Origin of the sequence: Tautonia rosea (genome assembly GCF_012958305.1) — a bacterium.
GTDB classification, from domain to species: Bacteria; Planctomycetota; Planctomycetia; order Isosphaerales; family Isosphaeraceae; genus Tautonia; species Tautonia rosea.
Window position 1 is genome coordinate 130,708 of record NZ_JABBYO010000004.1, and the last position, 24,048, is coordinate 154,755.

The window sequence follows — 24,048 nt, forward strand, 5'->3', positions numbered from 1 at the left end:
CCGGCTGATCAGTCATCGTCCTCGGGCTTGAACGTCGGGGTGTGATCCGGGTCATGATCGGGCTCGGTGAACTGCTTCGAGCTTAGGAGCTTGGCGAAGCAGTAACCTGTCATTCCCAGGACGACCGTCCAGACGATCCCCATGAAGATCCAGGCCGATGGGGTCATGCCGGTGGTGTTCATGACGGGGTCCCCCCTTTGCCCTTGCGACGCCAGGCGATCGCCACCAGGATTGAGAAGAAGGCGAAGATGGCCAGCAGGCCGATCCGGTCGTACGTGCGGACCGTCCGCAGGTTCTCGTAGTAGGTGACAACCTCGGGCGAAGCGTCCTCGGGGGTGACCAGGTCCTTGTGCAGGATCTTGCCGATCACACTGTCGGCGTCCCATTCCCAGGCCGGCACCCCCTGCCCCGAGCCGATCGACCCGAAGAAGCCGTCCCAGCCGACGCTCGGCTTGAAGATCGCCGCCAGGAGGATGACGATGATGAACGTTGGCGTCACATATTTCATGATGTAGAAAAAGGCACGCGGCACCTTCAGCTCGGCCCCTCGGGTCAGCTCCTCCCACCCCTTGTCCATGCCGAAGGCCCAGGCGAAGAGGATCACCTCCATCAGGGCGAAGACGACCAGGGCGAACGTGCCGACCCAGAAGTCGAAGTCGCTGAAGACCCCCTGTTCGTGGATCAATGCCACCGGCACGGCCAGGAACAGCAGCATCCCCATCAGGGCCCACGACGCCTTCACCCGGCTCAGCTTGAACTCGTCTTCTAAAAAGGCCATTACCGGCTGTCCCATCGCCAGCGAGCTGGTAATCGCCGCCAGGAACAGCAAGCCGAACCAGAGGAACCCGGCCAGCGGCGCGAACTGCGGCCCCCAGTTGTTGAACAAGGTCGGCAAGGTGAAGAAAGCCAGGCCGAAGCCCGAGCCTCCCGCCACGCTGTCCTTGACCCCCTGGAGGCCGAGGTAGCTGACGGCAATCGGCAAGAGCAGGGCGCTGCCGATCACGACCTCGCACATCTGGTTCGTCCATGCCGTGGTCGCGCCGGTCAGGGCCACGTCGTCCTTCTTGCGCAGGTACGACGCATAACAATGGATCGATCCCATGCCGATCGACAGCGTGAAGAAGATTTGCCCGGCCGCCGCCAGCCAGACCGCCGGGTTCGCGATCTGCGTGAAGTCGGGCACGCTCCAGATATAGTTCAGGCCGACCCAGGGACTTTCCTTCACCGCCTCGTCCGAGATCGGATCGCTCATCAACCCTCGCACGGCCAGCACGACGCCAAACAGGAGCAAGAGCGGCATCGCCACCTTGGCCACCACCTCGATGCCGCCCGACACCCCTCGCGAGAGGATAAAAATATTGATGCCAATGCAAATGGCGAACATCACCAGGCCGGGGATGCTGAACGCGAAGAGCTGATTGTCGCTCTGCCCGGTGATCCGGCCGAAGAAGCTCGCCGGCTCATCGGCGCCGAAGCCCCCGAGCAACGAATAGATCGCGTACGACAGGCACCACGACTCGATGTACAGGTAATACGAGGCGATCCCGAGGCAGGTCAGCAGGCCGAGCACTCCCAGGTACTTCCAGGCTCGGCTCTTGCCCATCGACTGGAAGATGCCGGGTGTCGAGTGGTGGCCGAGGCTCCCGCCGTACCGGCCCATCGTCCATTCGATCCACATCAAGGGGATGCCCATGACCAGCAGGGACACCAGATACGGAATCATGAACGCCCCGCCGCCGTTCTGGGCGGCCTGGGCCGGGAATCGCAGGAAATTCCCGAGCCCCACGGCGTTGCCGGCCATCGCCAGCACCAGGCCGATCCGAGAGGCCCAACGCTCATGTTTTGCCATGCATCCCCCTTCGGCCAACCCGTGCCAGCTCACTGCAATCCCTGACCAGATCGGACTCTATAGCAGATCCCAGCCCAACCTGCCAGGGGGCTGACGAGGCCGTCCGTCCCCTGGTTCGCCTCCTCATGAGATCACCCTCTCGGACGACGACGCGTTTCGACCGCGAGCATCCTCGACCTTGATCCGGTTACAATGGATTCCTTATCCCTGAGCTGCAGGAACGCAACGCCGCGTCCCGATCCCGAGGAACTCCTTCCTCGTCGTCCACGCTGTTCTGGTTTTTGATCCGATGAGCCAATCCTTTCGACAGCGTCTCTGGGCCATTCTCGAAGTCGCCAGGCCGGGCGATCACGTCAGTCGTGGGTTCGACATCGTCTTGCTCTCCCTGATTGTCCTGAACATCCTGGCCGTGATCCTGGATTCGGTCCCCTCGATCAATCGCCGCGTCGGTCCGGCCCTCAACGCCTTCGAGTGGTTCTCTGTGGCGGTTTTCTCGGCCGAGTACCTCCTGCGCCTCTGGTCGGCTCCCGCCGACCCGCGCTTTGCCCAGCCGATCCGGGGCCGCCTGCGGTTCATGGTCACACCCCTGGCCCTGATCGACCTGATCGCCGTGCTGCCGGCCTATCTGCCACTGTTCGGCCTCGACCTGCGATTCGTCCGCGCCTTGCGACTCCTGCGAATCTTCCGCGCCGCCAAGCTCGCTCGCTACATCTCCGCCCTCAGACTGTTTGGTGACGTAATCCGCGAGAAGCGAGAGGAACTAATTCTGACTACGTGCGTCTTTGGCCTGATGCTTTTGATTACGTCGTGCCTGATGTATTTTGCCGAGAACGAGGCCCAGCCCGAGGCGTTTTCCAGCATCCCGGCCGCGATGTGGTGGTCCGTCGTCACCCTGACAACCGTCGGCTACGGCGACATTCATCCGGTGACTTCGCTTGGCCGCCTGCTCGCCTCCTTCTCCGCCATCCTCGGCATCGGCTTCTTCGCCCTTCCCACCGCCATTCTCGGCTCCGGCTTCATCGAAGAAGTCGAGAAGCGCAAGAAACACCATATCCGTACGTGCCCTTACTGCGGACGAGAGATCAGTAGGTAGTAGGCAGCGGGCAAGACAAAGAGGAGGAACGGAGAAGAGAGAGACTGTCTCGACGGAAATGGACACTCCGATCCGTAAGGCCCTCCATGACTTGGAGAAGCCCGTTGGCCGCTGCCTACCGCCCTCTGCTCGTTGGCGTCCGACAGCCGTCCACTGCCTACTGCCCGCTGCCGACTGCGATCCTCGCCGCGGCGTTCGAGCGCGACAGGGCGACCGGCTCGGGAGCGATCAGTTGCTCCAACACCCCTCGAATCCGGGGCCAGAGCAAGGCCGCCTCAACCACGAGCCACGCTTCCAGCACGATCGTCACCAGCCCGATCCCGAGTAAAATCCACTGGCGATCCGCCAGCCAGCTTCCTCCTGGGCCGGGGGCATCGATGAAGATTTGCCAGAGCATCGCCCAGGCCGGCAGAATCAGCATGAAGACGAGCGGGCCGATCAGGAACCAGTTCGGCAAGCCTCGCCTCCTGAGATAAAAGGCGATCACCAGGAACGACAACCCCCCGAGCAACTGGTTCGTCGCCCCGAACAGAGGCCAGAGAATCAACCCCCCCTGCCCCGCGGTCTGCCAGCTCCACGCGTCTCCTGCTTTCGGAAACGCCGCCAACGCCCCGGCCAGCACCACGGCGAAAATCGTCGCTCCGTGCTTGTTCGCCAGCCAGGTGAGCGGATTGCCCGAAAGCCCGATCGGCTGCCCTTGGAACAGGCCGTCGCCCGCCCTGGCCTCCTCCTCATCTCGTCGGCTGAGGCTCAACAAGGCCGCGGCCAGTTCTTGCACGACGTAGCGTTGAAGGCGGCAAGCCGTATCCAGCGTCGTCCCCGCGAACGAGGCGACCAGCACTCCCATCAAGGCCACCGATACCCCCGTCGGCATTCCCATCGCCCGCAGGAAATTCGCCGAGCCATCCACGAACGCCGCCACCGTCGAGGCCAACCCCTGCGACGCATTCCACGACCCATATCGCGCCTGGAAGGCCTCGCGACCGAGCAAGGTCGTCCCCCCTTCGCCCGCCACGCCCAGGCCAAGCCCGGCCACACAGGCCAGGATCACCAGCGTCGCCAGGAACCCCTCGGTCAGCATCCCGCCGTAGCCGACGAATCGGGCATCAGGCTCTCGACTGATCTGCTTGCTCGACGTCCCGCTGCTCACCAGGCAGTGAAACCCGCTGATCGCTCCGCAAGCGATCGTCACGAACAAAAACGGGATCATCAACGGTGCATCGGTCGGGTTGAAATCGATCGCCGGAGCGGCAATCGCCAGTTCGGGCCGTCCCAGGTCGCCGACCGGCGCCCCTCCCGCCACCGCGGCCACGGCCAGGCCGACGACGATCAACCCCAGGGCGCTGATCAATTGCAATGAGTTGATGTAATCCCTCGGCTGCAACAAGACCCAGACCGGCAACACCGAAGCCACATACGAGTAAATCAGCAACACCGCCACCCAGACGATGATCGGCCAGGAGGCCAGCGTGGTATTGAACGTGTGCAGGGTCGTTTCGATCCAGCCGATTCCCCCCGCCAGCCACTCCGGCAACCCGGCCATCGCCGCGACCGGCGTGTTCTGATCGCCGAAGATCACCGACAGGTACATCAATCCCAACGCCACGAGCGACGGCACCGCCAGCTTCGCCCCCCGGCGGTGCAGCCAGACGCCAATCCCCACGGCAATCGGAATCTGCACGAGGCACGGGAAGATCGACGCCGGAAACTGCCGGAAGACCGCCGCGATCACCAGGCCGAAGATGGCCAGCACGATCGTCAACGCCATGAACAGGATCAGCAAGAACAGGATCCGGGCCCGCCGGTTGATCAACCGTCCGGCAATGTCCCCCACCGTCTGCCCGTTGTTCCGGATCGAAACGACGAGCGCTCCGAAGTCGTGCACCGCCCCGATGAAGATCGACCCCAGCAAGACCCAGATTAAGGCCGGGACCCACCCCCACATCACCGCGATTGCCGGCCCGACGATCGGTCCCGTACCGGCGATCGACGTGAAGTGATGGCCGAAGACGACCGGCTTTGACGTGGGCACATAGTCGGCATCGTCTCTCAGGCGGTGCGACGGGCAAACATAGTCGGCTGAGAGCCTGAAGATGGTGCTGCCGAGCCATCGGCCATAGGTGTGATACGCCACCAGAAAAGCCACACCCGCACCCAGGGCGATCAAGAGCGTCTGCATACATCGGTCCCATTCATGAGCACGGTCGACCCCGGATCGCCTCGCGGGCCGTCGGCCTTCGGGCGATGATCGTTCCAAGTCTACGGTGGGGCGCCCGCCTCATCAACCCTCGTCAATTTCACAAACACGCTCCCGAACCCCGCCTCTGCGAGCGGCTTGCGTCGGCTTGCTCGCTGGGTCATGCTGGCAGGCGTCGTACAGACCGGACGCGCCCGCCAGTTGAACACCTCATCGAGGCATTGTCATGTTCCAGGCCCCGTATCGTGCCGCCGTCATCGGTCGAACCGGTCGAGGGAATTACGGTCATAACCTCGACCTCGCTTTCGCCGCCGAGCCGAAGCTCAAGCTCCTGGCCGTGGCCGACGAGGACGAAGCCGGCCGCGCCCAGGCCTCCGCCCGGCTCGGCGTCGAGCGTGCGTATGCCGATTACCGCGAGATGCTCGATCGCGAGCGCCCCGAGTTTGTCGCCGTCTGCCCCCGATGGCTCGACGGCCACCGCGACATGGTCATCGCCTGTGCCGAGGCCGGCGTCCGCGGCATCTTCCTCGAAAAACCAATGGCCCCCTCCCCGGCCGATTGCGACGCCATGCTCAACGCCTGCGATGCCGCTCATACGAAGATCAGCATGGCCTTCCAGTCGCGTGTCAGTCCCATTTTTCTACAAATTCAGACATTGATCGCCGAGGGCGCGATCGGCCCGGTTCTCGAAGTTCGAGGCCGAGGCAAGGAAGACCGCCGCGGCGGCGGTGAAGACCTCATGGTCCTCGGCTCTCACACAATGGACCTGTTTCGCGCTCTGCTCGGTGAAGCTTCCTGGTGCTTCGCCCGCGTATCCGATTCCGGCCAGCCGATCGGCACCGAGCAGATCCGCGACGGCGCCGAAGGGATCGGCCCCCTCGCCGGTGATCGGATCGATGCCATGTATGGCTTCGAAACCACTCCCGTCGTGGCCCATTTCGCCACCAGTCGCCCTGCCCAGCCGGGCGATCGCTTCGACCTCCGAATCTTTGGCGAAACCGGCGCGATCGTCATGGGCTTCGGGTGGCTCCCTGCTGCCTATCTTGTCCGCGATCCCCGGTGGTATGCCGCTCCCGATCGTTCCTCCTGGGAACGGATCACCAGCGCCGGCCTCAGCCAGCCCGAACCGCTCGAAGACGGCGGCCTGAACGCCGGGAATCGCCAGATCGTCGCCGACCTGATCGCCGCTGTCGAATCCGATCGTGCTCCGATCGTCTCCGGTGCCGATGGCCGTGCATCGATCGAGATGATCCTCGCCACCTATGCGTCTCAACGGGCCGGAGCCCCGGTTTCCCTGCCGTTGGCCGATCGGAACCACCCGCTCGCTGGGTTTGGTTCCTAGCACGCACCCATCGGCTTCCTTCTCGAAAAAATCCCTTCGCGGCGCGTTAGGCTATTGACGAAGCCGCTGATGTCCGAGTGTAGTATTGGAATCTCGAATACCGTTCCCCCCGATGGCGTGCGAGGCGATCGGGGTCAGATGGCCTTCGACTTTGGGGCCATGGCGCGGGCATTCCGGAGACAGCGGAGGCGGCCTCGGTTGGGCCGCCCCGACGATTTGAACATCTGGCCGCGGTTCTGTCTGACTGGCATCGACAGGGCCGCCACTCGATCGAGGTTCCCCCACGGCGATGCAGTTCGAGGCGCTCAAAATCTTCTGTGATGTCGTGCGCCGGGCGAGTTTCTCGCGTGGTGCCGCCGAGAACGGCATCTCGCAGTCGACGGCGAGCCAGGCCGTGCATAACCTCGAGGAGCGTCTCGGCGTCAAGCTGATCGACCGCTCCAAGCGTCCCTTGATTCCGACACCTTACGGCCAGATGTACTACGAAGGGTGTCGTGAACTGGTTGAGCGGTATCAGGATGTGGAACGTCGGGTCCGAGCGCTCGGTCGGGCCGATCAAATTGAAGGGACCGTCCGGATCGTGGCGATCTACTCGGTCGGCCTCGGTCAGCTCACCCGCCACATCACCGAATTTCGCGCCCGACACCCCCTGGCCGACTGCCGCCTGGAGTGCATGCACCCCAGCGAGGTCGTCGATCGGGTTCGTACCGGTCGCGCCGATCTGGGCATCGTCTCGTTCCCGAAAAAGTGGCCCGGAATTGACGTGGTCGCCTGGCGAGACGAAGAAATGGTCGTGGCCGCTCCTCCCGGGCATCCCCTGGCCGATCCCGAGGGGATCAGCGTGGGGCGGCTCGACGGGGCTCGCTTCGTTCATTACGATTCCGAACTGCCGATCCGACGCGCGATCGACCGCCATTTGAAGCGTCGCGGTGTTCAGGTTGAACCTGGCCTGGCCTTTGACAGCATCGAGAACATCAAGCGCGCTGTCGAGGTGGGCGCCGGGGTGGCCCTCTTGCCTCGAACGACCCTGGAGCGCGAGGTCGCTTCAGGAAGTCTCGTCGCAATCCCAATCACCGATCACCCCCTGAGCCGTCCCCTGGCGATCGTCCACCGGGGCGAAGCCACCCTGGGCCTGGCCGGGGCTCGGTTCCTCGAAACCTTGCGAGACGGTTCCACAACCGAGGACGGGACGACTGCCGCGTCGTCCCCCGCCCCCTCGGCCTCCGAGCCGAAACCGAACGGCCGGGGCGCCTCCCGAAGTGGCCGGACCCCCGCCGTCAAGAAAACCTGATTGAGCTGCTGGTGTATCGGCCCGAGGTTCGGGGCCGGGCACCGGCCCCCGAGGTCCGCACGTCGCGGACCCGATCGGTGGGCCGGCGCTTCCCGAACCGGAGCCGTCTGTCTGGAGGGAGCAAACCTGATGAGCACGAGTTTCCCGACCCCTGTGGGACTGTACGATCCGGCGAATGAGCACGACGCTTGCGGTGTGGGTTTCGTCGTGGATCTCCAGGGCCGACGGTCGCACAAACTCGTGCGCGATGGATTGCGCGCCCTGTGCAACCTTGACCACCGCGGCGCCCGAGGGGCCGAGCCCAATACCGGAGACGGCGCCGGCATCCTCATTCAGCTCCCCCACGAATTCCTCGCCGAACGCTGCAACGCCCTCGGCATCTCCCTGCCCGAGCCCGGCCAGTACGGCGTCGGCGCCATGTTCGCCTCGCCAGTCAAGGAACGCCGCGAAGCCGGTCAGGCCATCTTTGAACAGATTCTCAGGGATGAACGGCTCCCCCTCCTCGGCTGGCGCCAACTGAAAACCGACAACTCGACCCTCGGTGCCACCGCTCAGGCCGTCGAGCCGAGCGTCTGGCACGCCTTCGTCGGCTCTCGATTCGGCGACGATACCGACGCCTTCGAGCGCAAGCTGTTCGTTGTCCGCAAGCGATTCGAGCAAGCCGTTGAAGCCGCTGGACTCGACGACGGTGCCTTCTTCTACTTCTCCAGCCTCTCTTGCCGAACGATCGTCTATAAAGGCATGCTCACCCCCGAGCAGGTCATCGACTACTACGCCGACGATCTCGGCGACGATCGCCTCGTCTCAGCCCTCTGCATGTTCCACTCGCGGTTCAGCACCAACACCTTCCCGAGCTGGGAGCTGGCCCACCCTTACCGCATGATCGCCCACAACGGCGAGATCAACACCCTCCGCGGCAACATCAACTGGATGCGAGCCCGAGAGGCCCTCTTCGCCTCGAACCTGTTCGAGCCGGGCGATCTCGACCACCTTTGCCCCGTCATTCGCGAGGGGCTCTCCGACACCGCCGCCCTCGACGCCGCTATCGAGCTGCTCGTCAAGGCCGGCTACAGCCTCCCGCACGCCATGATGATGCTCGTGCCCGAGGCCTGGGAAAACCATGAAACCATGTCGCAGGAGAAGAAGAATTTTTATGCCTATCACTCCTGTCTGATGGAGCCCTGGGACGGCCCCGCCTCCATCGCCTGCACCGACGGCCGCGTCATCGGCGCGACCCTCGACCGCAACGGCCTCCGCCCGAGCCGCTACACCGTCACCAAGGACGGCCTGGTCGTCATGGGCTCCGAGACCGGCATGCTCGACGAGATCGCCCCCGAGAACGTCCAGCACAAGGGGCGCCTCGAACCGGGCAAGATGTTCCTCGTTGATATGCAGGCCGGCCGGATCGTCGGCGACGAGGAACTGAAGCACGCCCTGGCCACCGCCAAGCCCTATGGCGAGTGGGTCAAGCAAGGGATGCCGAAGCTCGACGAAGTTCCGCGGGCCCCCGAGGTCCCCGGCCCCGATCACGACACCCTCCTGCATCGCCAGCTTGCCTACGGCTACACGCTGGAAGATCTCAAGTTCATTCTTTCCCCGATGGGTCAGCGCGGCGAGGAAGCCATCGGCTCGATGGGGACCGACACTCCCCTGGCCGTCCTCTCCGACCGCCCGCAACCGCTCTTCAACTACTTCAAGCAGCTTTTTGCCCAGGTGACCAACCCGCCGCTCGACGCGATCCGGGAAGAACTGGTCACCTCCGTCCAGACCGGCCTCGGCGGCGAAGGTAATCTGCTCAACCCTGGCCCCGAAAACGCCCGGCAAATCCTGCTGGAAACCCCGATTCTCGACAACGACGAAACCGCCGCCATCAAGCAGCTTGAAGGCTGGCGAGGCTTCAAGTCGGCCGTCATCTCCATGCTCTTCCCCGCCGCCGAAGGGGCCGCCGGCATGGAACGTCGATTGGAGGAGATCTTCCAGGAGGCCAAGGCCGCCATCGAGGACGGGGCGACGATCATCGTCCTCTCGCACCGCTCCGTCACGAAAGAACTGGCCCCGATCCCCTCCTTGCTCGCCACCTCCGGCCTGCACCACTTCATGGTCCGCGAAGGGCTCCGTATGCGGGCCGGCTTCGTCGTCGAGTGCGGAGACGCCCGAGAGGTGCACCACTTTGCCCTCCTGCTCGGCTATGGTGCCGGGGCGATCAACCCTTATGTCGCCTTCGAAACGCTCGACGACATGATCGCCACCCACCAGCTCAACGGCCTGACCCACGCCGAGGCCGTGGCCAAGTACCGCAAGGCGATCAAGAAGGGGGTCGTCAAGGTGATGTCCAAGATGGGCATCAGCACGATCCAGAGTTACCGAGGTGCTCAGATCTTCGAGGCCATCGGCCTCAATTCCGGCTTCGTCGCCAAGTACTTCGACAAGACCGCCAGCCGGATCGAAGGGGTCGGCCTCGCCGAGATCGCCGAGGAAACCCTCTTCCACCACCGCCGCGCCTTCGCCGAACGCGAGGTCGGCCCGGTCATGCTCGAAGAAGGCGGCCAGTACCAGTGGCGCCGTGACGGCGAGTTCCACCTGTTCAATCCCGAGACCGTCTTCCGCCTTCAGCACGCCACGAAGTCCGGCCGGTTCGAGATCTTCAAGTCGTACACGAAGCGCGTGGACGAGCAGAACGAACGGCTTTGCACGCTTCGCGGGCTCTTTGAGTTCAAGTTCGGCCAGCAATCTCCGGTGCCGATCGAGGAGGTCGAGTCGGTCGATGCCATCGTCAAGCGCTTCGCCACCGGGGCGATGAGCTACGGCTCGATCTCGGCCGAGGCCCACGAAACGCTCGCCATCGCCATGAACCGCCTCGGCGGCAAGTCGAACACCGGCGAAGGGGGCGAAGACCCAGCCCGCTTCACCCCCCTGCCCAACGGCGACAGCAAGCGGTCTTCGATCAAGCAGGTCGCCTCCGGCCGCTTCGGCGTCACGAGTGAATATCTCGTCAATGCGGATGAGATTCAGATCAAAATGGCCCAGGGAGCCAAGCCCGGCGAAGGGGGCCAGCTCCCCGGTAGCAAGGTCTGGCCCTGGATTGCCAAGGTCCGCTTCTCGACCCCCGGCGTCGGCCTCATCAGCCCGCCGCCGCACCACGACATCTACTCGATCGAGGACCTCGCCCAGCTCATCCACGACCTCAAAAACGCCAATCCGAGGGCCCGGATCAGCGTCAAGCTCGTGGCTGAGGTCGGCGTCGGCACGGTCGCCGCAGGGGTCTCGAAGGCCCACAGCGATGTCGTCCTCATCAGCGGCTTCGACGGTGGCACAGGGGCCAGCCCGCTCACTTCGCTCAAGCACGCCGGCATCCCCTGGGAACTTGGCCTGGCCGAGACACAGCAAACCCTCGTCCTCAACAACCTCCGAGACCGCATCGTTGTTCAGGCCGACGGCCAGATGAAAACCGGCCGAGACGTGGTCATCGCCGCCCTGCTCGGGGCCGAGGAATACGGCTTCTCCACCGCTCCCCTCGTCGTGATGGGCTGCATCATGATGCGGGTCTGCCACCTCGACACCTGCCCGGTCGGTATTGCCACCCAGAACCCGAAGCTCCGCGCCAAGTTCGCCGGCAAGGCCGAACATGTGGTCAACTTCTTCCACTTTGTCGCCGAGGAAATCCGAGAGCTGATGGCCCAGCTCGGCTTCCGGACGATGGACGAGATGATCGGCCGCAGCGATCTGCTCGACGTCCGCAAGGCCATTGAGCACTACAAGGCCCGTGGTCTCGACTTTTCGAAGATCCTCGCCCGCCCCGACGTCGCTCCGGAGATCGGCGTCCGCCAGCGTCACCCCCAGGACCACGGCCTTGAGCGATCGCTCGACGTCACCACTCTGGTGCCCCGCTCCGTGCTGGCCCTGGAACGTGGCGAACCGGTCGCCTTTACGGTGCCGATCCGCAACATCAACCGCACCGTCGGCACCATCCTCGGCTCCGAGGTCACCCGCCGCTACGGCGGCGCGGGGCTGCCCGACGACACGATCCGGATCACCTTCAACGGCTCCGCCGGTCAGAGCTTCGGCGCCTTCGTTCCCCGAGGGATCACCCTTCAACTCGAAGGCGATGCCAACGACTATACCGGCAAGGGTCTCTCCGGCGGCAAGATCATCGTCGCCCCGCCTCGATCGGCCACGTTCAAGGCCGAGGAGAACATCCTCGTCGGCAACGTCGTCCTCTACGGAGCGACCGCCGGCCGCGCCTTCTTCCGAGGCCGCGCAGGCGAACGGTTCTGCGTGCGGAACTCCGGGGCGCTTGCCGTCGTGGAAGGGATTGGTGATCACGGCTGTGAATATATGACCGGAGGCGTGGCCGTCGTCCTCGGCCCGACCGGCCGCAACTTCGCCGCCGGCATGAGCGGCGGCATGGCCTTCGTCCTCGATCGAGACGGCGACTTCCAGTCCCGCTGCAATCCCGAGATGGTCGAGATCGAACCCTTCACCGAGCTGGAAGATCAGGAACTCGTCCGCGATCTCCTCATCCAGCACGCCGGCTACACCGGCAGCGAGGTTGCCAAGCAGTTGCTCAACGACTGGCAGATCGCCCTTACCTCCTTCGTCAAGGTCATGCCGCGCGACTACCGCCGCGTGCTTGACCACCAGAAACAGGTCATGGCCTCCCTGTTCGAGGAAGCCACGGATCTGAGACGTCGCCAGGGCGACTTCGAACTCGACGACCTCCGTCATAAGGCTGAGCCGAACGATTTCGCCTTCGTCGAAGATATGCTCACGCAATTTGCCCTTCCTGAAACACTCGACGAGGTCGACGGCGTCCTCGTCCCCCGCAACGGTCACGACTGGGATTGGCCGTTCACCAACTTTGTCAAGGTGCTGCCCGAGGGGAACCGCCGCCTCCTGTTGCAGCGCAAGCGGGCCGAGACCGCTGACGACACCTCGCCCCGCCCGAGCGACTCACGCCTGACGCTGGAGGTCAATCATGGGTAAGCCCACCGGATTCATGGAACTCCCCCGACGCGCCGCCGGTTACCGGCCCATCGAGGAACGCCGCAAGGACTATAAAGAAGTCTTCACCAGCCTCCCCGTCGTTGAGCTGCAAAACCAGGGGGCCCGCTGCATGGACTGCGGCATCCCCTTCTGCCACCAGGGATGCCCGCTCGGCAATCTCATTCCCGACTGGAACGACCTCGTCTACCGCGACCAGTGGCGTGAGGCCCTCGACCGCCTGCACCTGACCAACAACTTCCCTGAGTTCACCGGCACGCTTTGCCCCGCCCCGTGCGAGGCAAGCTGCGTCCTCGGCATCAACGACGACCCCGTCACCATCAAGCAGATCGAGCTGGCCATCGTCGACCGCGGCTGGGCCGAGGGCTGGATCGCCCCCATGCCCCCAAAGGTCAAGACCGGGAAGAAGGTCGCCGTCATCGGCTCCGGCCCTGCCGGCCTGGCCGCCGCCCAGCAGCTCGCCCGCGCCGGTCACGACGTCACCGTTTTCGAACGCGACGAACGCATCGGCGGCCTCCTCCGCTACGGAATCCCTGACTTCAAGATGGAGAAGTGGCGGATCGACCTTCGCCTCAAGCAAATGGAGGCCGAGGGCGTCACCTTCCGTCCCGGCGTGAACATCGGCGTCGATGTCGATCCCCAGCAGATCCTCGCCGACTACGACGCTGTCTGCCTCTGCTGCGGCGCCACTCAGGCTCGTGACCTCCCCATCGAGGGCCGCGACTTCAAGGGCATTCACTTCGCCATGGATTTCCTCCCGGCCCAGAACAAACGCGTGGCCGGCGACCCGGTTTCCGATGACCCGACCTTGAACGCCAAGGGTAAGCACGTCGTCATCATTGGCGGCGGTGATACCGGAGCCGACTGCCTCGGCACCGTCCACCGTCACGGGTGTGCCAGCGTCCACCAGTTCGAGATCGTCCCCCGTCCCCCCGACTCGCGCGATCCGAACAACCCCTGGCCGCAGTGGTGGAACACCTTCAAGACCTCCAGCGCCCACGAGGAAGGCGGTGGCCGCGAGTACTCGATCAGCACCGTCCGCTTCCGAGGAGAAAACGGTCACGTCACCGCGCTCGAAACCGTCCAGGTCGAACTGAAGCGCAACGGCAACCGCATGACCTTCGACCCCGTTCCCGGCACCGAGAAGGTCTACCCAGCCGATCTCGTCTTGCTGGCGATGGGCTTTGTCGGCCCTGAACGCAATAAGCTGATTGAAGGCTTCGGCGTCGAACTCGACGAGCGCGGCAACGTCAAGGCCGACCCCGATACCAAGCGCACCAACGTCCCCAAGGTATACACCGCCGGCGACATGACCCGCGGCCAGAGCCTCATCGTCTGGGCCATCGCCGAAGGACGCCACGCCGCCCAGGCCATCGACTGCGACCTGATGGGATGCTCCGACTTGCCCCGACCCCTGGAGCACGAAAATTACATGCGGCCCTTTGCCGTCTGACGATTCTCAATCAATAACTGGCCGCTCGCCACAAGAAGGCCCCGAACGCGCACATCGCGCCTTCGGGGCCTTTGGCGTTGATCTGATGTCATCGAGAAAAGAAGAAATCAGAAGGGCGGTTGGTCTTGATCTGGAGGAGGTAACGGAGTGCCCCGGTAGAAGCGTTGATTCTCCGCTGCCCAAACTTTTTTGGTAAACAGGTCGTCGCCATTCTCGGCCCGAAGTGCCTTGGCCACGGCATTGAATTTCGCGTCCAGCTCGTCGGCATAATGCAAAATCATCGCTTCTAGCGTTGCCGGAGGCTTCGGCGATCCAAACTCGGTCTTGCCGTGGTGGGCAAGGATCGCGTGTTCGAGCAGCAACAGCGTCTCGACCGGAAAATCCCCGATCTCCCGCGCCGTGTCCCGCACGAGATCGCGTCCCATGAGGATATGCCCGATCAAATTCCCTTCAGTCGTGTACTTCGCCTCGATCGGGTGATATTCCAGCTCTCTCAGTTTGCCGATGTCGTGGAGAATGGCCGCAGCAACAATCACGTCTCGGTTCAAGGGTGGGTTCAGCTCGTCGTAATACCGCCCGTAATGCTCGGCCAGCATGATACTGACCCGCGTCACGCTCCAGAGGTGCTCGACCAGCCCTCCGGTCACGTTGTGGTGCATGTGAGAGGCGGCGGGCATCAGCTCCAACTGCTTCGCGTGCCCTTCGAGAATGCGCCGGACCAGTTCCGAAAGTTTCTCATCTTCAATGTAGCGCCCCACGAATTCGAGAATCTTCCCCAGCCGATCCCCACTAGGAAACTTGGATCGTTCGACCAGGTCACCGTAATCGAACCCGTCGGCTTCATCGTCAGGCCCGCCGGCGGGCCGCAGGTCGATCAGCTTCAGTTGCAAGCCGTACTTGGCGTTGAACTCGCCCCGCGCCCGGATGCGATACGCCAGCCCATCGGTCCATCCGTCCGACTGCTTCAGCAAGCGGTGATCGGCCCACAAGGGGGCCTCGACCGTCTGATCCCGGTCGCGGAAGTAGCATTTCACAAAGGGTTCGTTCTTCTTCGTCGTCCCCTTGTCACGACTCACCAGCACGGCGAAGCACTCGGCCTCCTGGCCGTCTTGAAAGTCGCCGAGCCGGATCACCGAGCTTTCGATTCCGCTGGCCATGGTGTACGTCGCTCCCCCTCGGGGCTAAGGGTGCCGGGTGCGAGGGTCGATCGCGCTAGGTCCAAAGCGCACGTCTCTCTCAATATGCCATCTCCTCTACATCGGCTCGGAGACAGCCCATTCTGAAGCGTATCATCTGTCGAGTATGATGCAAATTGATACACTGAGTGTTTGTTGATTGCAACCTGACCAAAAGATCACTATGTGGCGATCGGGCATCGTGTCGCGTTGATCGTCGCGATGCGCACGGCCGTTGTCTTCGGAGCGAGCGACCGCAATCGGCCGCCAATCGGGAGACGCTTCCCGATTCTCAGGACCGATGATCGACTCTACGGGAATCGTGAGCGAGACCGACCGAATACTCGGTCTCTCGTCACGAACAGGTCCAGGAAGACGACCCCCCTCGGCGTCTCGGGGGGGGAACTGGCCCGGCGCGGTTGGGATCTCACGACGGGGTCCGATCGGGTCACGTTATCGTGTGCCATCGAGCGACGACACGGAGGTCGTGAATGACATGCTCGGGACTCCGGGGCCGTCAAAGGTTCGGGGCACTCGCGGCGATTCTGTTCGGTCTGGGTCTGGGACTGGAATTTGGGGCTGAGACGGCTTGGGGAACAGGCAATGGCACTGATCCTGTTCGGCCGTCTCCTCAATGCGTCGTCCCTCCCGGCCCTTTGCAGGTTTCCGGGCCTTCCTTTCGGGATGCGAGCGGTCGAGTGATCCTCCTGCGCGGGATCAACCTGGCCGGTGATTCCAAGGTTCCCCCATTTGCTCCGCGGGTCGGCCCGGTCGATCTCGACCGCGTCGCTGAACTCGGGTTCAACGTGATCCGCCTCCTCTTTGTCTGGGAAGCATACGAACCAAGCCCCGGCGTTTACGATGAGGCCTATCTTGCCTCGGTCATGACCGTTGCGGCCGAGGCCTCCCGGCGTGGTGTGTTCACCATCGTCGATTTTCACCAGGACGGTTTCTCGCGACACGCGTCCTACGGCACTGGCGATGGCTTCCCCCGCTGGGCCGTCTCTCCCCGGGGGCGTCCTTCGACCCCCAACAACGGGCCGCTCAGCTCCGACTGGCCCCTGATGATGGCCCTCGACCCGACCACTCACCTGTCCTTTGCCGACTTCTACGCCGATACCTACGGATTTCGTTCACAATACTTGCTCATGATCTCGCGTGTCGCATCATCCTTTGCGACGATCCCCGGCGTCATCGGCTACGATCTCATCAACGAACCCTGGGGAGACGAGCGCCGCGAGCTTGCCCCACTTTATCGAGATGCCGCCGCCGTCGTCCGGTCGGTGCATCCTTCGGCGATCCTGTTTCTTGAAGGGCACGTCAAAACGAACACCGGCATCCAGACCCGCCTACCCCGCCCCGAGTTCGATGCGGCGGTCTATGCCCCTCACTATTACAACCCGTCCACCATCGTCTTGCGTCACTGGCATGGCTTGACCACGACGATGGACCTGGCCTTCCACCACATGACCTCGACCGCCGAGGCCTGGAACTGTCCGCTGTTCGTCGGAGAGTTCGGCATGGACGCCCGCGTGACCGGCAGCGGCGCTTACGTCGAGGAGGTGTACGACCGCCTCGACGCCGCATTTGCCTCCGGAGCCCACTGGAATCTGACCCCCGGTTGGACCGAACAGCTCAAGGACGGCTGGAATGGCGAGGATTTCAGCATCCTCGACCCCTCCGGCCGCATCCGCTCGAATTTTCGGCCCCGCCCGTATCCCCGAGCCACCGCCGGAGTTCCCAAACGCTTCGCCTTCAATCGCGGTTCATCACGATTCAAGACAAGCACGCTTGACTACGACTGGATTCATGATCCCAATCGCGGCGAAACCGAGGTTTTCGTTCCCCGATTGGTCTTTCCCCCCGGCTTCCCGGCCGAGGTCCGCACGGCCGATCCATCGGCGGTCGTCTCGCTCTGGTACGACGAATCCACCCAGCTTCTTCGCATTCAGACTGACCGCCCGACCGCCATCTCGCTCCGCGCGCGTGCTCGCTGAGCAACCGTGCCCGGGGCAAAGACGAGGCAACGATCGGGGATGGCCAAGCCGATCGCTCAGGAGTAACTCCGAATCAGACGACCGACCGGAAAAACTCCAGCGTCCGTCGCAGGCCGTCGGCCCGATCGACCTTCGGCTCCCAGCCCAGAATCTCGCGGGCCCGGGTGATGTCGGGCCGTCGTCGCTTGGGGTCGTCCTGCGGCAGCGGCCGATAGTCGATGGTGCTCTTGGTGTTGGGCAACATCGCGATGATCTCCTCGGCCAGTTCCAGAACGGTGATTTCTGATGGATTGCCGATGTTTACAGGCATTGATTCATCGGAGAGCAAGAGCCGATAAATTCCATCTACAAGATCATCGACATAGCAAAAACTGCGCGTCTGTTGCCCTTCGCCGAACACAGTCAACGGTTCACCGCGTAAGACCTGGCTCATGAAGGCCGGCAGGACGCGGCCGTCGTTCAGGCGCATCCGGGGGCCGTAGGTGTTGAAGATGCGAACGATCCGCGTATCGACCCCGTGGTAACGGTGGTAGGCCATTGTGATCGCCTCGGCGAATCGCTTGGCCTCGTCGTAACACCCTCGGGGGCCGATCGGGTTCACGTGTCCCCAGTAATCCTCGCGCTGAGGGTGGACCTCGGGATCGCCGTAGACCTCCGAGGTACTTGCCAGCAGGAATCGCGCATCTTTGGCCTTGGCCAGGCCGAGCGCATTGTGCGTGCCGAGCGAGCCGACCTTCAAGGTTGGGATCGGGTGGGCCAGGTAATCGGCCGGGCTCGCCGGGCTGGCGAAGTGCAAGACGTGATCGACCGGGCCATCGATCGTCACCGGCTCGGAGATATTATGCAGCACGAAGCTGAAACGAGGCTCGTTGCGCAGGTGGGCGATGTTCCGTTCCAGGCCGGTCAGGAGGTTGTCCAGACAGACGACCTCGTGCCCTTCGGCCAGGAACCGCTCACAGAGATGGGACCCCACAAAGCCCGCCCCGCCAGTGATCACCGTCCTCACGTCCGAACCCTCCGTGATGCGTTTTCTCGACCCGACCTTCGGGCGCAGACACGATAGCGAGGCGAGGGGCGCTCGACAAGACGAACCGAGACGATCGCATCCGATCAACCCCCTCCGAGCTGGAGCAGATCTTCCATGGCATAGCGACCCGGGGGCTTGCCGGCCAGATACCGGGCAGCGTCGAGTGCCCCCCGGGAAAACCCGTCCCGGTTCAGGGCCCGGTGCGACAGTTCAAGGCATTCGCCCATCAGCCCGAACACCACGGTATGCTCGCCCGGATTGTCTCCGGTCCGCAACGCGTGCAGACCAATCTCTCCGGTCGGCCGTTCACCGATCAATCCATGTCTTCCATGAATAAATCTGTCTGTGTTAATTCCTTCGGCGGCCACTTCGGCCAGGCGGAGCGCCGTGCCGCTCGGCGCGTCTTTCTTGAAGCGATGGTGCCGCTCGACGATCTCGATGTCGGCCGATTGCCCGAGCGAACGAGCCGCCAAACCGACGAGGTGAAACAGCAGGTTGACGGCCTTGCTGAAGTTCGCCGCGATGAGGATCGGAATTCGGTCTGCCAGTTGCTCCAGCTCGGTCCGTTGGGCGGGTTCGAAGCCGGTCGTGCCCACGACCAGCGGAACGCCATGATCGCCGCACCAGCGGCCGATGTTCAGCGAGGCCTCGGGGACCGAGAAGTCGATGACCACATCCACCGGGGTGTCGGGGTTGATCGAGCTGCTCAGGGTTATGCCGAGCGGACCGAGGCCGATGATCGGCCCCACATCGCCGCCGATCCGGGGGTGATCGGCTCGCTCGATGGCTGCGGCGAGGGTCAGGTCGTCGGCCTCGTCGATCAGCGAGAGAATGCGAGCGCCCATGCGACCGGTCGCGCCGTGCATGGCAAGGTTCAAGGGTCCGAGGCTCACGATCGGTCGTCTCCCAGGGGATGATGGAGCGATGGCTCAGGCCGTCGGCGGGGCGTCGGAGTAGAGGCCGATGGTCCGGATGATCGCGTCCAGCTCGTTCGGGACGACGACCGGACGGTTGGCGAAACCGGCCCGCTTGACCCCTCGCGAGCCAAGCACGCGGTCGAACTCCTCGCGGTCGGCCGAGTGGTAGGCGACCGTGGCGTTGGGGTCTTTAAGCTGGTGGCCGGTGAGGATGCAGACGACCCGATCGGAGGGGGCGATGATCCCCTCCTCACGCAGCCGCCTGGCCCCGGCGACACTGGCGGCCGAGGCCGGTTCGCATCCCAGGCCGCCGGCACCGACGCGGGCCTTGGCGTCCATGATCTCCTGGTCGGAAACCTGCCGGACGACGCCGTCGCAGACGTCGAGCGCCCGGAGACACTTCTTCAGGTTCACCGGCCGGTTGATCTCGATGGCCGAGGCGATGGTCGAGGCCCGGATGTGCTCGTGGTCGAGGTGGTCGTAATAGGCCTTCGGGATCGACTCATCGGGTAAGCCGCTGTTCCAGCTCAGGCCATGAGAGCGGACGAGCTGGTCGAGCGTCTGGGCGCCGGCGGCGTTGATGACCGCCAGGCGAGGAATGCGGTCGATCAGACCGAGGTAGTGCAGCTCCTGAAAGGCCTTGCCGAAGGCGGAGGAGTTGCCGAGGTTGCCGCCCGGCACGACGATCCAGTCGGGGACCTCCCAGCCGAGGGCTTCGAGGACCCGGAGCATCACCGCCTTTTGCCCTTCGAGGCGGAAGGGGTTGACCGAGTTCATCAGGTAGATGCCGAGCCGGTCGGCCACTTCGCGGACCCGGGCGAGGGCGTCGTCGAAGTCGCCGACGATCTGGATGGTCAGGGCGCCGTGGTCGAGGGCCTGGGCGAGCTTGCCGTAGGCGATCTTGCCCGAGCCGATGAAGATGATCGCCTTGAAGCCGAAGTCGGTCGCCGAGCAGAAGACGGCCAAAGAGGCCGAGGTATTGCCCGTGCTGGCGCAGGCGACCCGCCGCGCGCCGACCATGTTGGCGTGGCTGAAGGCCGCGGTCATGCCGTTGTCTTTGAAGCTGCCCGAGGGGTTCATCCCCTCATATTGGAGCAAGAGGTTCCCCTCGCGGACGCCGACATACTGGGCGGACTTGGTCGAGGGTCGGAGCAAGGTCTGCCCCTCACCGATGGTGACGATCTTCTCCGGCGGAGCGAAGGGCATCAGGTCGTGGAACCGCCAGACGCCCGAGAAGCAGAGCGGGTCGAGCCGGCGCGACCACTTGGCCTCGAAGTCGCTCAAACGGGCTGGGACCGGCAGGCGGTCCCAGTCGTAGATGACGTCGAGCAGGTCGCCGCAGTCGGGACAGGAGAAGACGGCACGATCGACCGGTAGGGTGACACCGCAACGCGGATTGATGCAGCGCTGATAGGCCAGATCGGTGTCGGTTCGAGGCAGGGTCGAGGTCGAGACGGTCATCGCGGCGTTCCTCGCGGCGTTCCGAGCGGATTGGCGGCGTGGCACGATGGTCGAGTGACCGAGCGACCCTCTCTGCCCCGATCCGGCGGACCGGGTCGGCCCTGAAAGGAACGCGTTCGAGTGGGCCGTGTGCCAGGTCGCCAATCCATTCTACTCTACCGACGCGAGGGGGCGCTCGACAAGGAGGCGTCGGTCCTCGACTCGGCATCGGAGCGGGCGAGTGCCCGGTCGTCGTCGGATGGGGAAGACGCGGCCGTCGGCTCGCGTTGCAGGCGCTGGTAGACCTCCTCGCGATGGATGGTCACGCTCTCGGGCGCTTCGATGCCCAGGCGAACCTTGTCGCCGTGGACGCGGACCACGGTCAAGGTCACGGTGTCTCCGATCCGAATCCGTTCCCCGATCTTGCGGCTCAAGACCAACATGGTGCGGGACCTCCTGCGTCCTCGGGGGCCAAAGGGGACAAGACCTCAGGGCCGAGCGGATTGTAAACTGAACACCCGTTCTGATGCAAGCCTGTTCCCTGTTTTCGCCGGGACCCAAGGCAAAGACGCGATCGGCCCAACGTCGGGCAGCCGGCAGTCACTGCCGCACATCAACGATCGCTTGCAATCTGGCAATGCTTACGAAGTAGGAGTACTGCTGTGACGGTTGCTCATGACGAACATCTTTTGCAAATTCGCTTGACTGCCCGGAGAGTTACGTATAATTACGGCGGAATGCGCATGCATGCGCGTCCATCCTTCGTTTCTGGCTCGCGACGTTTTGGGGTCGCGAGTCATTTCCCCTTTTTGAACGATGTCCGAGTTCCGCACATGCCTTCAAAGTCGACCACCGCGACAAAGTCTGCCGGCGCGTCGAAGTCTTCGGCCTCCGCGACCGCGACCGCTCCGGCTCGCCGCCCTGCTCCCAAGCGGGGCAAAGGGCCGTCGGCCAACGTTCGACAGGCCGCCGAGTTGCTCAAACAGGTGTCGGATCCGACACGGTTGCAAGTCTTGATGTTGTTGACCGAAAAGGAACGCAATGTCTCGGAGCTCTGCACCGACCTCGGCTCGACCAGTCAGCCTGCCGTCAGCCATCACCTTGCCCTGCTTCGGCATGGCCGGTTGATCGAGCCCCGACGGACGGGCAAGCACAATTTCTATTACCTGACCGATGCCGGCCGAGAACTGGCTCAGGTGATCGACGCCATCGTCTAATCACCCCCGTTTGGCCAGGGATCATCTGGATCGCCGACGTTTTTCCCCCCCTTTTTGTTCCTGTTCCTTTTGCTGTTCTCGTTGGTGATGCTATTGTGTCTGGATCATGAAAGGCCGTGTTGCTGAATGGGTTCCTTCGGCATCACGGCTCCTTTCTTTGACTGCGAAGGTGCTGGGATGGGCTTGAGGGTGCCGGCCTCGGGGCCATGAGTCGCAGGAGCCGAGGCCGGGCGGGTGAACCGGGACTCGATTAGCGAGACGAAGGGGCCGGACTCGATTCCTCGGCCGGTCGCGCTCCGATGGTCAGGTTATCCTGGACTCGTTCGACGCCAACGGTCTCGACGGCCAGGCGGACGGCCTTGCGGCGCAGTTCAGCGTCGGGAACGGTGCCGTGCAGGACAACCACGCCCCCTTCCTTGGCCTCGATGGCGATCTCGGCGTCGCTCAGTGCCTTGTCCCAGCGGATCCGACTGTAGACGCGGGCCTCGACGCCGAGGTCCTCGACCCGTTGCTGCACCTCGGCGGCGCGGCGGCGGACGTCTTCGGAAAGATCCTGGAAGTTGCGTTGCAAGCGATTGAGGAACCGATCAAGCTGAGCCCCGGCACGCTCGGCGACGCCCTGATCCTGGGGATCGGTGTCCTGAGCAAAGGAAGGGGACGGAAGGGTTGTCAGAACGAGCCCGACGCCAAGCATGACCGCCGGAACGAGTGACATGGGGTGACGCGATTGCATGATCTGGACGCTCCTTGAAAATTCGATCCGGTCAACCTTCCCAACGGGCGGGTGCTCGATCCGGGACCGGATCGATCGTGGTTGATGGACAAGATCAGCAAGCCTGATGCCAACGCCGTCTCAATGTTCTTCCGGAGGATCGTTGCTCGTCGGGTGCCGTCGAGCCTTCGAAGATGCATCACTGAGCTTCGATGGGTGATCGGCGGGATCTTGAAGGATCGACGGCATCTTGAGTACCGAGAGCAACCTGACGCCCCTCGACACACGAGGGTCGGGGAACTCGGAACGGGGGAATCAAGGCGTTTTCGCGAGGTGGTCCCGGACGACCTCAAGGCCGAGGCCGATGTCTCGGATGCGGGCAGCCTGGTCGCCGACCTCGCGTTCGATCATCAGGGGGCCGGAGTATCCGACGGCCTTCAGGGTGTCGAGGAACCGGGGGATGTTCACTTCTCCCTGGCCGAGGGGGACTTCCTCTCCCCAATGGCCGGGGGTGGTCGGGCGTCGGGCGTCCTTGAGGTGGACGCTGACGATGTCGGGACCGAGGATCTCGACGGCCCGGATCGGGTCTCCCATGTCGTAGAGGAGCATATTGGCCGGGTCGAAGTTGACCTTCAGGGTGGGTGAGGCCAGCTCGTCGAGGGTCTGGCGGAGCAGGTCGGCCGGTTCCTGGCCGGTCTCGAAGGCGAGGGTCACGCCTTGCTCGGCGGCGAGTCGGCCGGCCTCACGTAAGGTGTCGAGGAAGGCGGGGCGGCCGGGGTCGCCGGAATGGGGGATGAAGCCGGCGTGGAGCATCAGGTGGGTGAGGCCCAGTTCTTTGGTTCGGCTCAAGGCCCACTTGAGGCGTTCGATGCGCTCGGCGCGGAGGTCTTCGGGACCGAATCCGCCGGTGTCCTTGATGGTTTGCGGGGTGGTGTAGTCCTCGCCGGGGAAGCCGAGCATGGCGCCGGTCATGACGAAATCGGCGGTCAGGGCGGCCTGGGGCATGGCGTCCCCTTCGTCCCAGGCGGCGTGGTGCGGGTCTCCGCAGGCGATCTGGGTGGCCTTGACCCCCAGCTCGGCGAGCAGGCGGTTCAGCTCGGGGATGCTGGTGACCTGAAGGCTCCAGCTACAGACGCCCAGGGTCAAGGGCTTGGAAGAATGACTCGACACGGCGGCACCTCGTCGGGAATCGGGACGATGGGATGGGCAGGACGCCCTGCCCTGCCTTTGGGTCACAGGCAGGCCGAGGCCTGCCCTCACGATCACTGTCATACCATTGCCTCGCCTCGTCGGCCACGCCCCGGAGCGGGAACGCGTGTCGAGTCTCTCCTGGCGGG

Annotated in this window: 17 protein-coding genes; 7 read left to right on the top strand and 10 right to left on the bottom strand. The window is 63.9% G+C overall.

Annotation, left to right across the window (positions count from 1 at the left end; genetic code table 11):
- Window positions 1-8: 8 nt before the first annotated feature.
- Window positions 9-182 (bottom strand): hypothetical protein, encoded by a 174-nt coding sequence (locus tag HG800_RS08150; RefSeq protein WP_169975658.1) that lies wholly within the window; start codon window positions 180-182, stop codon window positions 9-11.
- Complete coding sequence (locus HG800_RS08155) at window positions 179-1,849, bottom strand: sodium-dependent transporter (RefSeq protein WP_169975660.1); 1,671 nt, start codon at window positions 1,847-1,849, stop codon at window positions 179-181. Before HG800_RS08155 ends, HG800_RS08150 begins: the two co-directional genes overlap by 4 nt.
- A 289-nt stretch (window positions 1,850-2,138) precedes the next feature.
- Between HG800_RS08155 and HG800_RS08160 the strand changes: the two genes are divergently transcribed.
- Window positions 2,139-2,942: an ion transporter gene (locus HG800_RS08160; RefSeq protein WP_169975662.1), complete on the top strand. Its 804-nt coding sequence runs from the start codon at window positions 2,139-2,141 to the stop codon at window positions 2,940-2,942.
- A 157-nt stretch (window positions 2,943-3,099) separates the two neighbouring features.
- Here the strand turns inward: HG800_RS08160 and HG800_RS08165 are convergent, their stop codons facing one another.
- Window positions 3,100-5,121, bottom strand: a complete 2,022-nt coding sequence (locus HG800_RS08165; RefSeq protein ID WP_169975664.1) for a carbon starvation CstA family protein — start codon at window positions 5,119-5,121, stop codon at window positions 3,100-3,102.
- 244 nt (window positions 5,122-5,365) lie between these two features.
- Here HG800_RS08165 and HG800_RS08170 point away from each other — a divergent pair, with 244 nt between their 5' ends.
- The 4 genes from HG800_RS08170 to HG800_RS08185 all read left to right on the top strand — a co-directional run bounded on the left by HG800_RS08170 (window position 5,366) and on the right by HG800_RS08185 (window position 14,226).
- On the top strand, window positions 5,366-6,481 hold the full coding sequence (locus tag HG800_RS08170; protein ID WP_169975666.1) for a Gfo/Idh/MocA family protein: 1,116 nt from the start codon (window positions 5,366-5,368) through the stop codon (window positions 6,479-6,481).
- A 289-nt stretch (window positions 6,482-6,770) separates the two neighbouring features.
- Window positions 6,771-7,772, top strand: a complete 1,002-nt coding sequence (locus HG800_RS08175) for a LysR family transcriptional regulator (RefSeq protein ID WP_169975668.1) — start codon at window positions 6,771-6,773, stop codon at window positions 7,770-7,772.
- A 129-nt stretch (window positions 7,773-7,901) separates the two neighbouring features.
- On the top strand, window positions 7,902-12,755 hold the full coding sequence (gene gltB / locus HG800_RS08180; RefSeq protein ID WP_169975670.1) for a glutamate synthase large subunit: 4,854 nt from the start codon (window positions 7,902-7,904) through the stop codon (window positions 12,753-12,755).
- Complete coding sequence (locus tag HG800_RS08185) at window positions 12,748-14,226, top strand: glutamate synthase subunit beta (protein WP_169975672.1); 1,479 nt, start codon at window positions 12,748-12,750, stop codon at window positions 14,224-14,226. The genes gltB and HG800_RS08185 overlap by 8 nt, the downstream gene beginning before the upstream one ends.
- Before the next feature lie 107 nt (window positions 14,227-14,333).
- Here HG800_RS08185 and HG800_RS08190 read toward each other — a convergent pair whose 3' ends face one another.
- A complete protein-coding gene (locus HG800_RS08190) occupies window positions 14,334-15,383 on the bottom strand; it encodes a 3'-5' exoribonuclease YhaM family protein (protein WP_169975674.1) in 1,050 nt (349 codons plus the stop codon).
- A gap of 509 nt (window positions 15,384-15,892) precedes the next feature.
- On the opposite strand from HG800_RS08190, the gene HG800_RS08195 reads away from it, so the two are divergent.
- A complete protein-coding gene (locus HG800_RS08195) occupies window positions 15,893-17,398 on the top strand; it encodes a cellulase family glycosylhydrolase (RefSeq protein WP_169975676.1) in 1,506 nt (501 codons plus the stop codon).
- Between the two features lie 73 nt (window positions 17,399-17,471).
- Here HG800_RS08195 and HG800_RS08200 read toward each other — a convergent pair whose 3' ends face one another.
- From HG800_RS08200 to csrA, 4 genes are all read right to left on the bottom strand, one after another.
- Window positions 17,472-18,404, bottom strand: coding sequence for a UDP-glucuronic acid decarboxylase family protein (locus HG800_RS08200; protein WP_169975678.1), 933 nt, complete (start codon window positions 18,402-18,404; stop codon window positions 17,472-17,474).
- Between the two features lie 104 nt (window positions 18,405-18,508).
- Window positions 18,509-19,318, bottom strand: coding sequence for a 4-hydroxy-tetrahydrodipicolinate reductase (gene dapB / locus HG800_RS08205; protein WP_169975680.1), 810 nt, complete (start codon window positions 19,316-19,318; stop codon window positions 18,509-18,511).
- A gap of 36 nt (window positions 19,319-19,354) precedes the next feature.
- Complete coding sequence (thrC, locus tag HG800_RS08210) at window positions 19,355-20,803, bottom strand: threonine synthase (RefSeq protein WP_169975682.1); 1,449 nt, start codon at window positions 20,801-20,803, stop codon at window positions 19,355-19,357.
- Window positions 20,804-20,958: 155 nt separating this feature from the next.
- Window positions 20,959-21,225 carry a carbon storage regulator CsrA gene (gene csrA, locus HG800_RS08215; protein ID WP_169975684.1) on the bottom strand — a complete coding sequence of 89 codons (267 nt, stop codon included), beginning with the start codon at window positions 21,223-21,225 and terminating at the stop codon, window positions 20,959-20,961.
- Window positions 21,226-21,615: 390 nt separating this feature from the next.
- Here csrA and HG800_RS08220 point away from each other — a divergent pair, with 390 nt between their 5' ends.
- On the top strand, window positions 21,616-21,999 hold the full coding sequence (locus HG800_RS08220) for an ArsR/SmtB family transcription factor (protein ID WP_169975686.1): 384 nt from the start codon (window positions 21,616-21,618) through the stop codon (window positions 21,997-21,999).
- A 250-nt stretch (window positions 22,000-22,249) separates the two neighbouring features.
- Here HG800_RS08220 and HG800_RS08225 read toward each other — a convergent pair whose 3' ends face one another.
- Both HG800_RS08225 and HG800_RS08230 read right to left on the bottom strand, forming a co-directional pair.
- Window positions 22,250-22,732: a BON domain-containing protein gene (locus HG800_RS08225; protein WP_169975688.1), complete on the bottom strand. Its 483-nt coding sequence runs from the start codon at window positions 22,730-22,732 to the stop codon at window positions 22,250-22,252.
- A gap of 294 nt (window positions 22,733-23,026) precedes the next feature.
- Window positions 23,027-23,881, bottom strand: coding sequence for a sugar phosphate isomerase/epimerase family protein (locus HG800_RS08230; RefSeq protein WP_315851996.1), 855 nt, complete (start codon window positions 23,879-23,881; stop codon window positions 23,027-23,029).
- Window positions 23,882-24,048 lie beyond the last annotated feature (167 nt).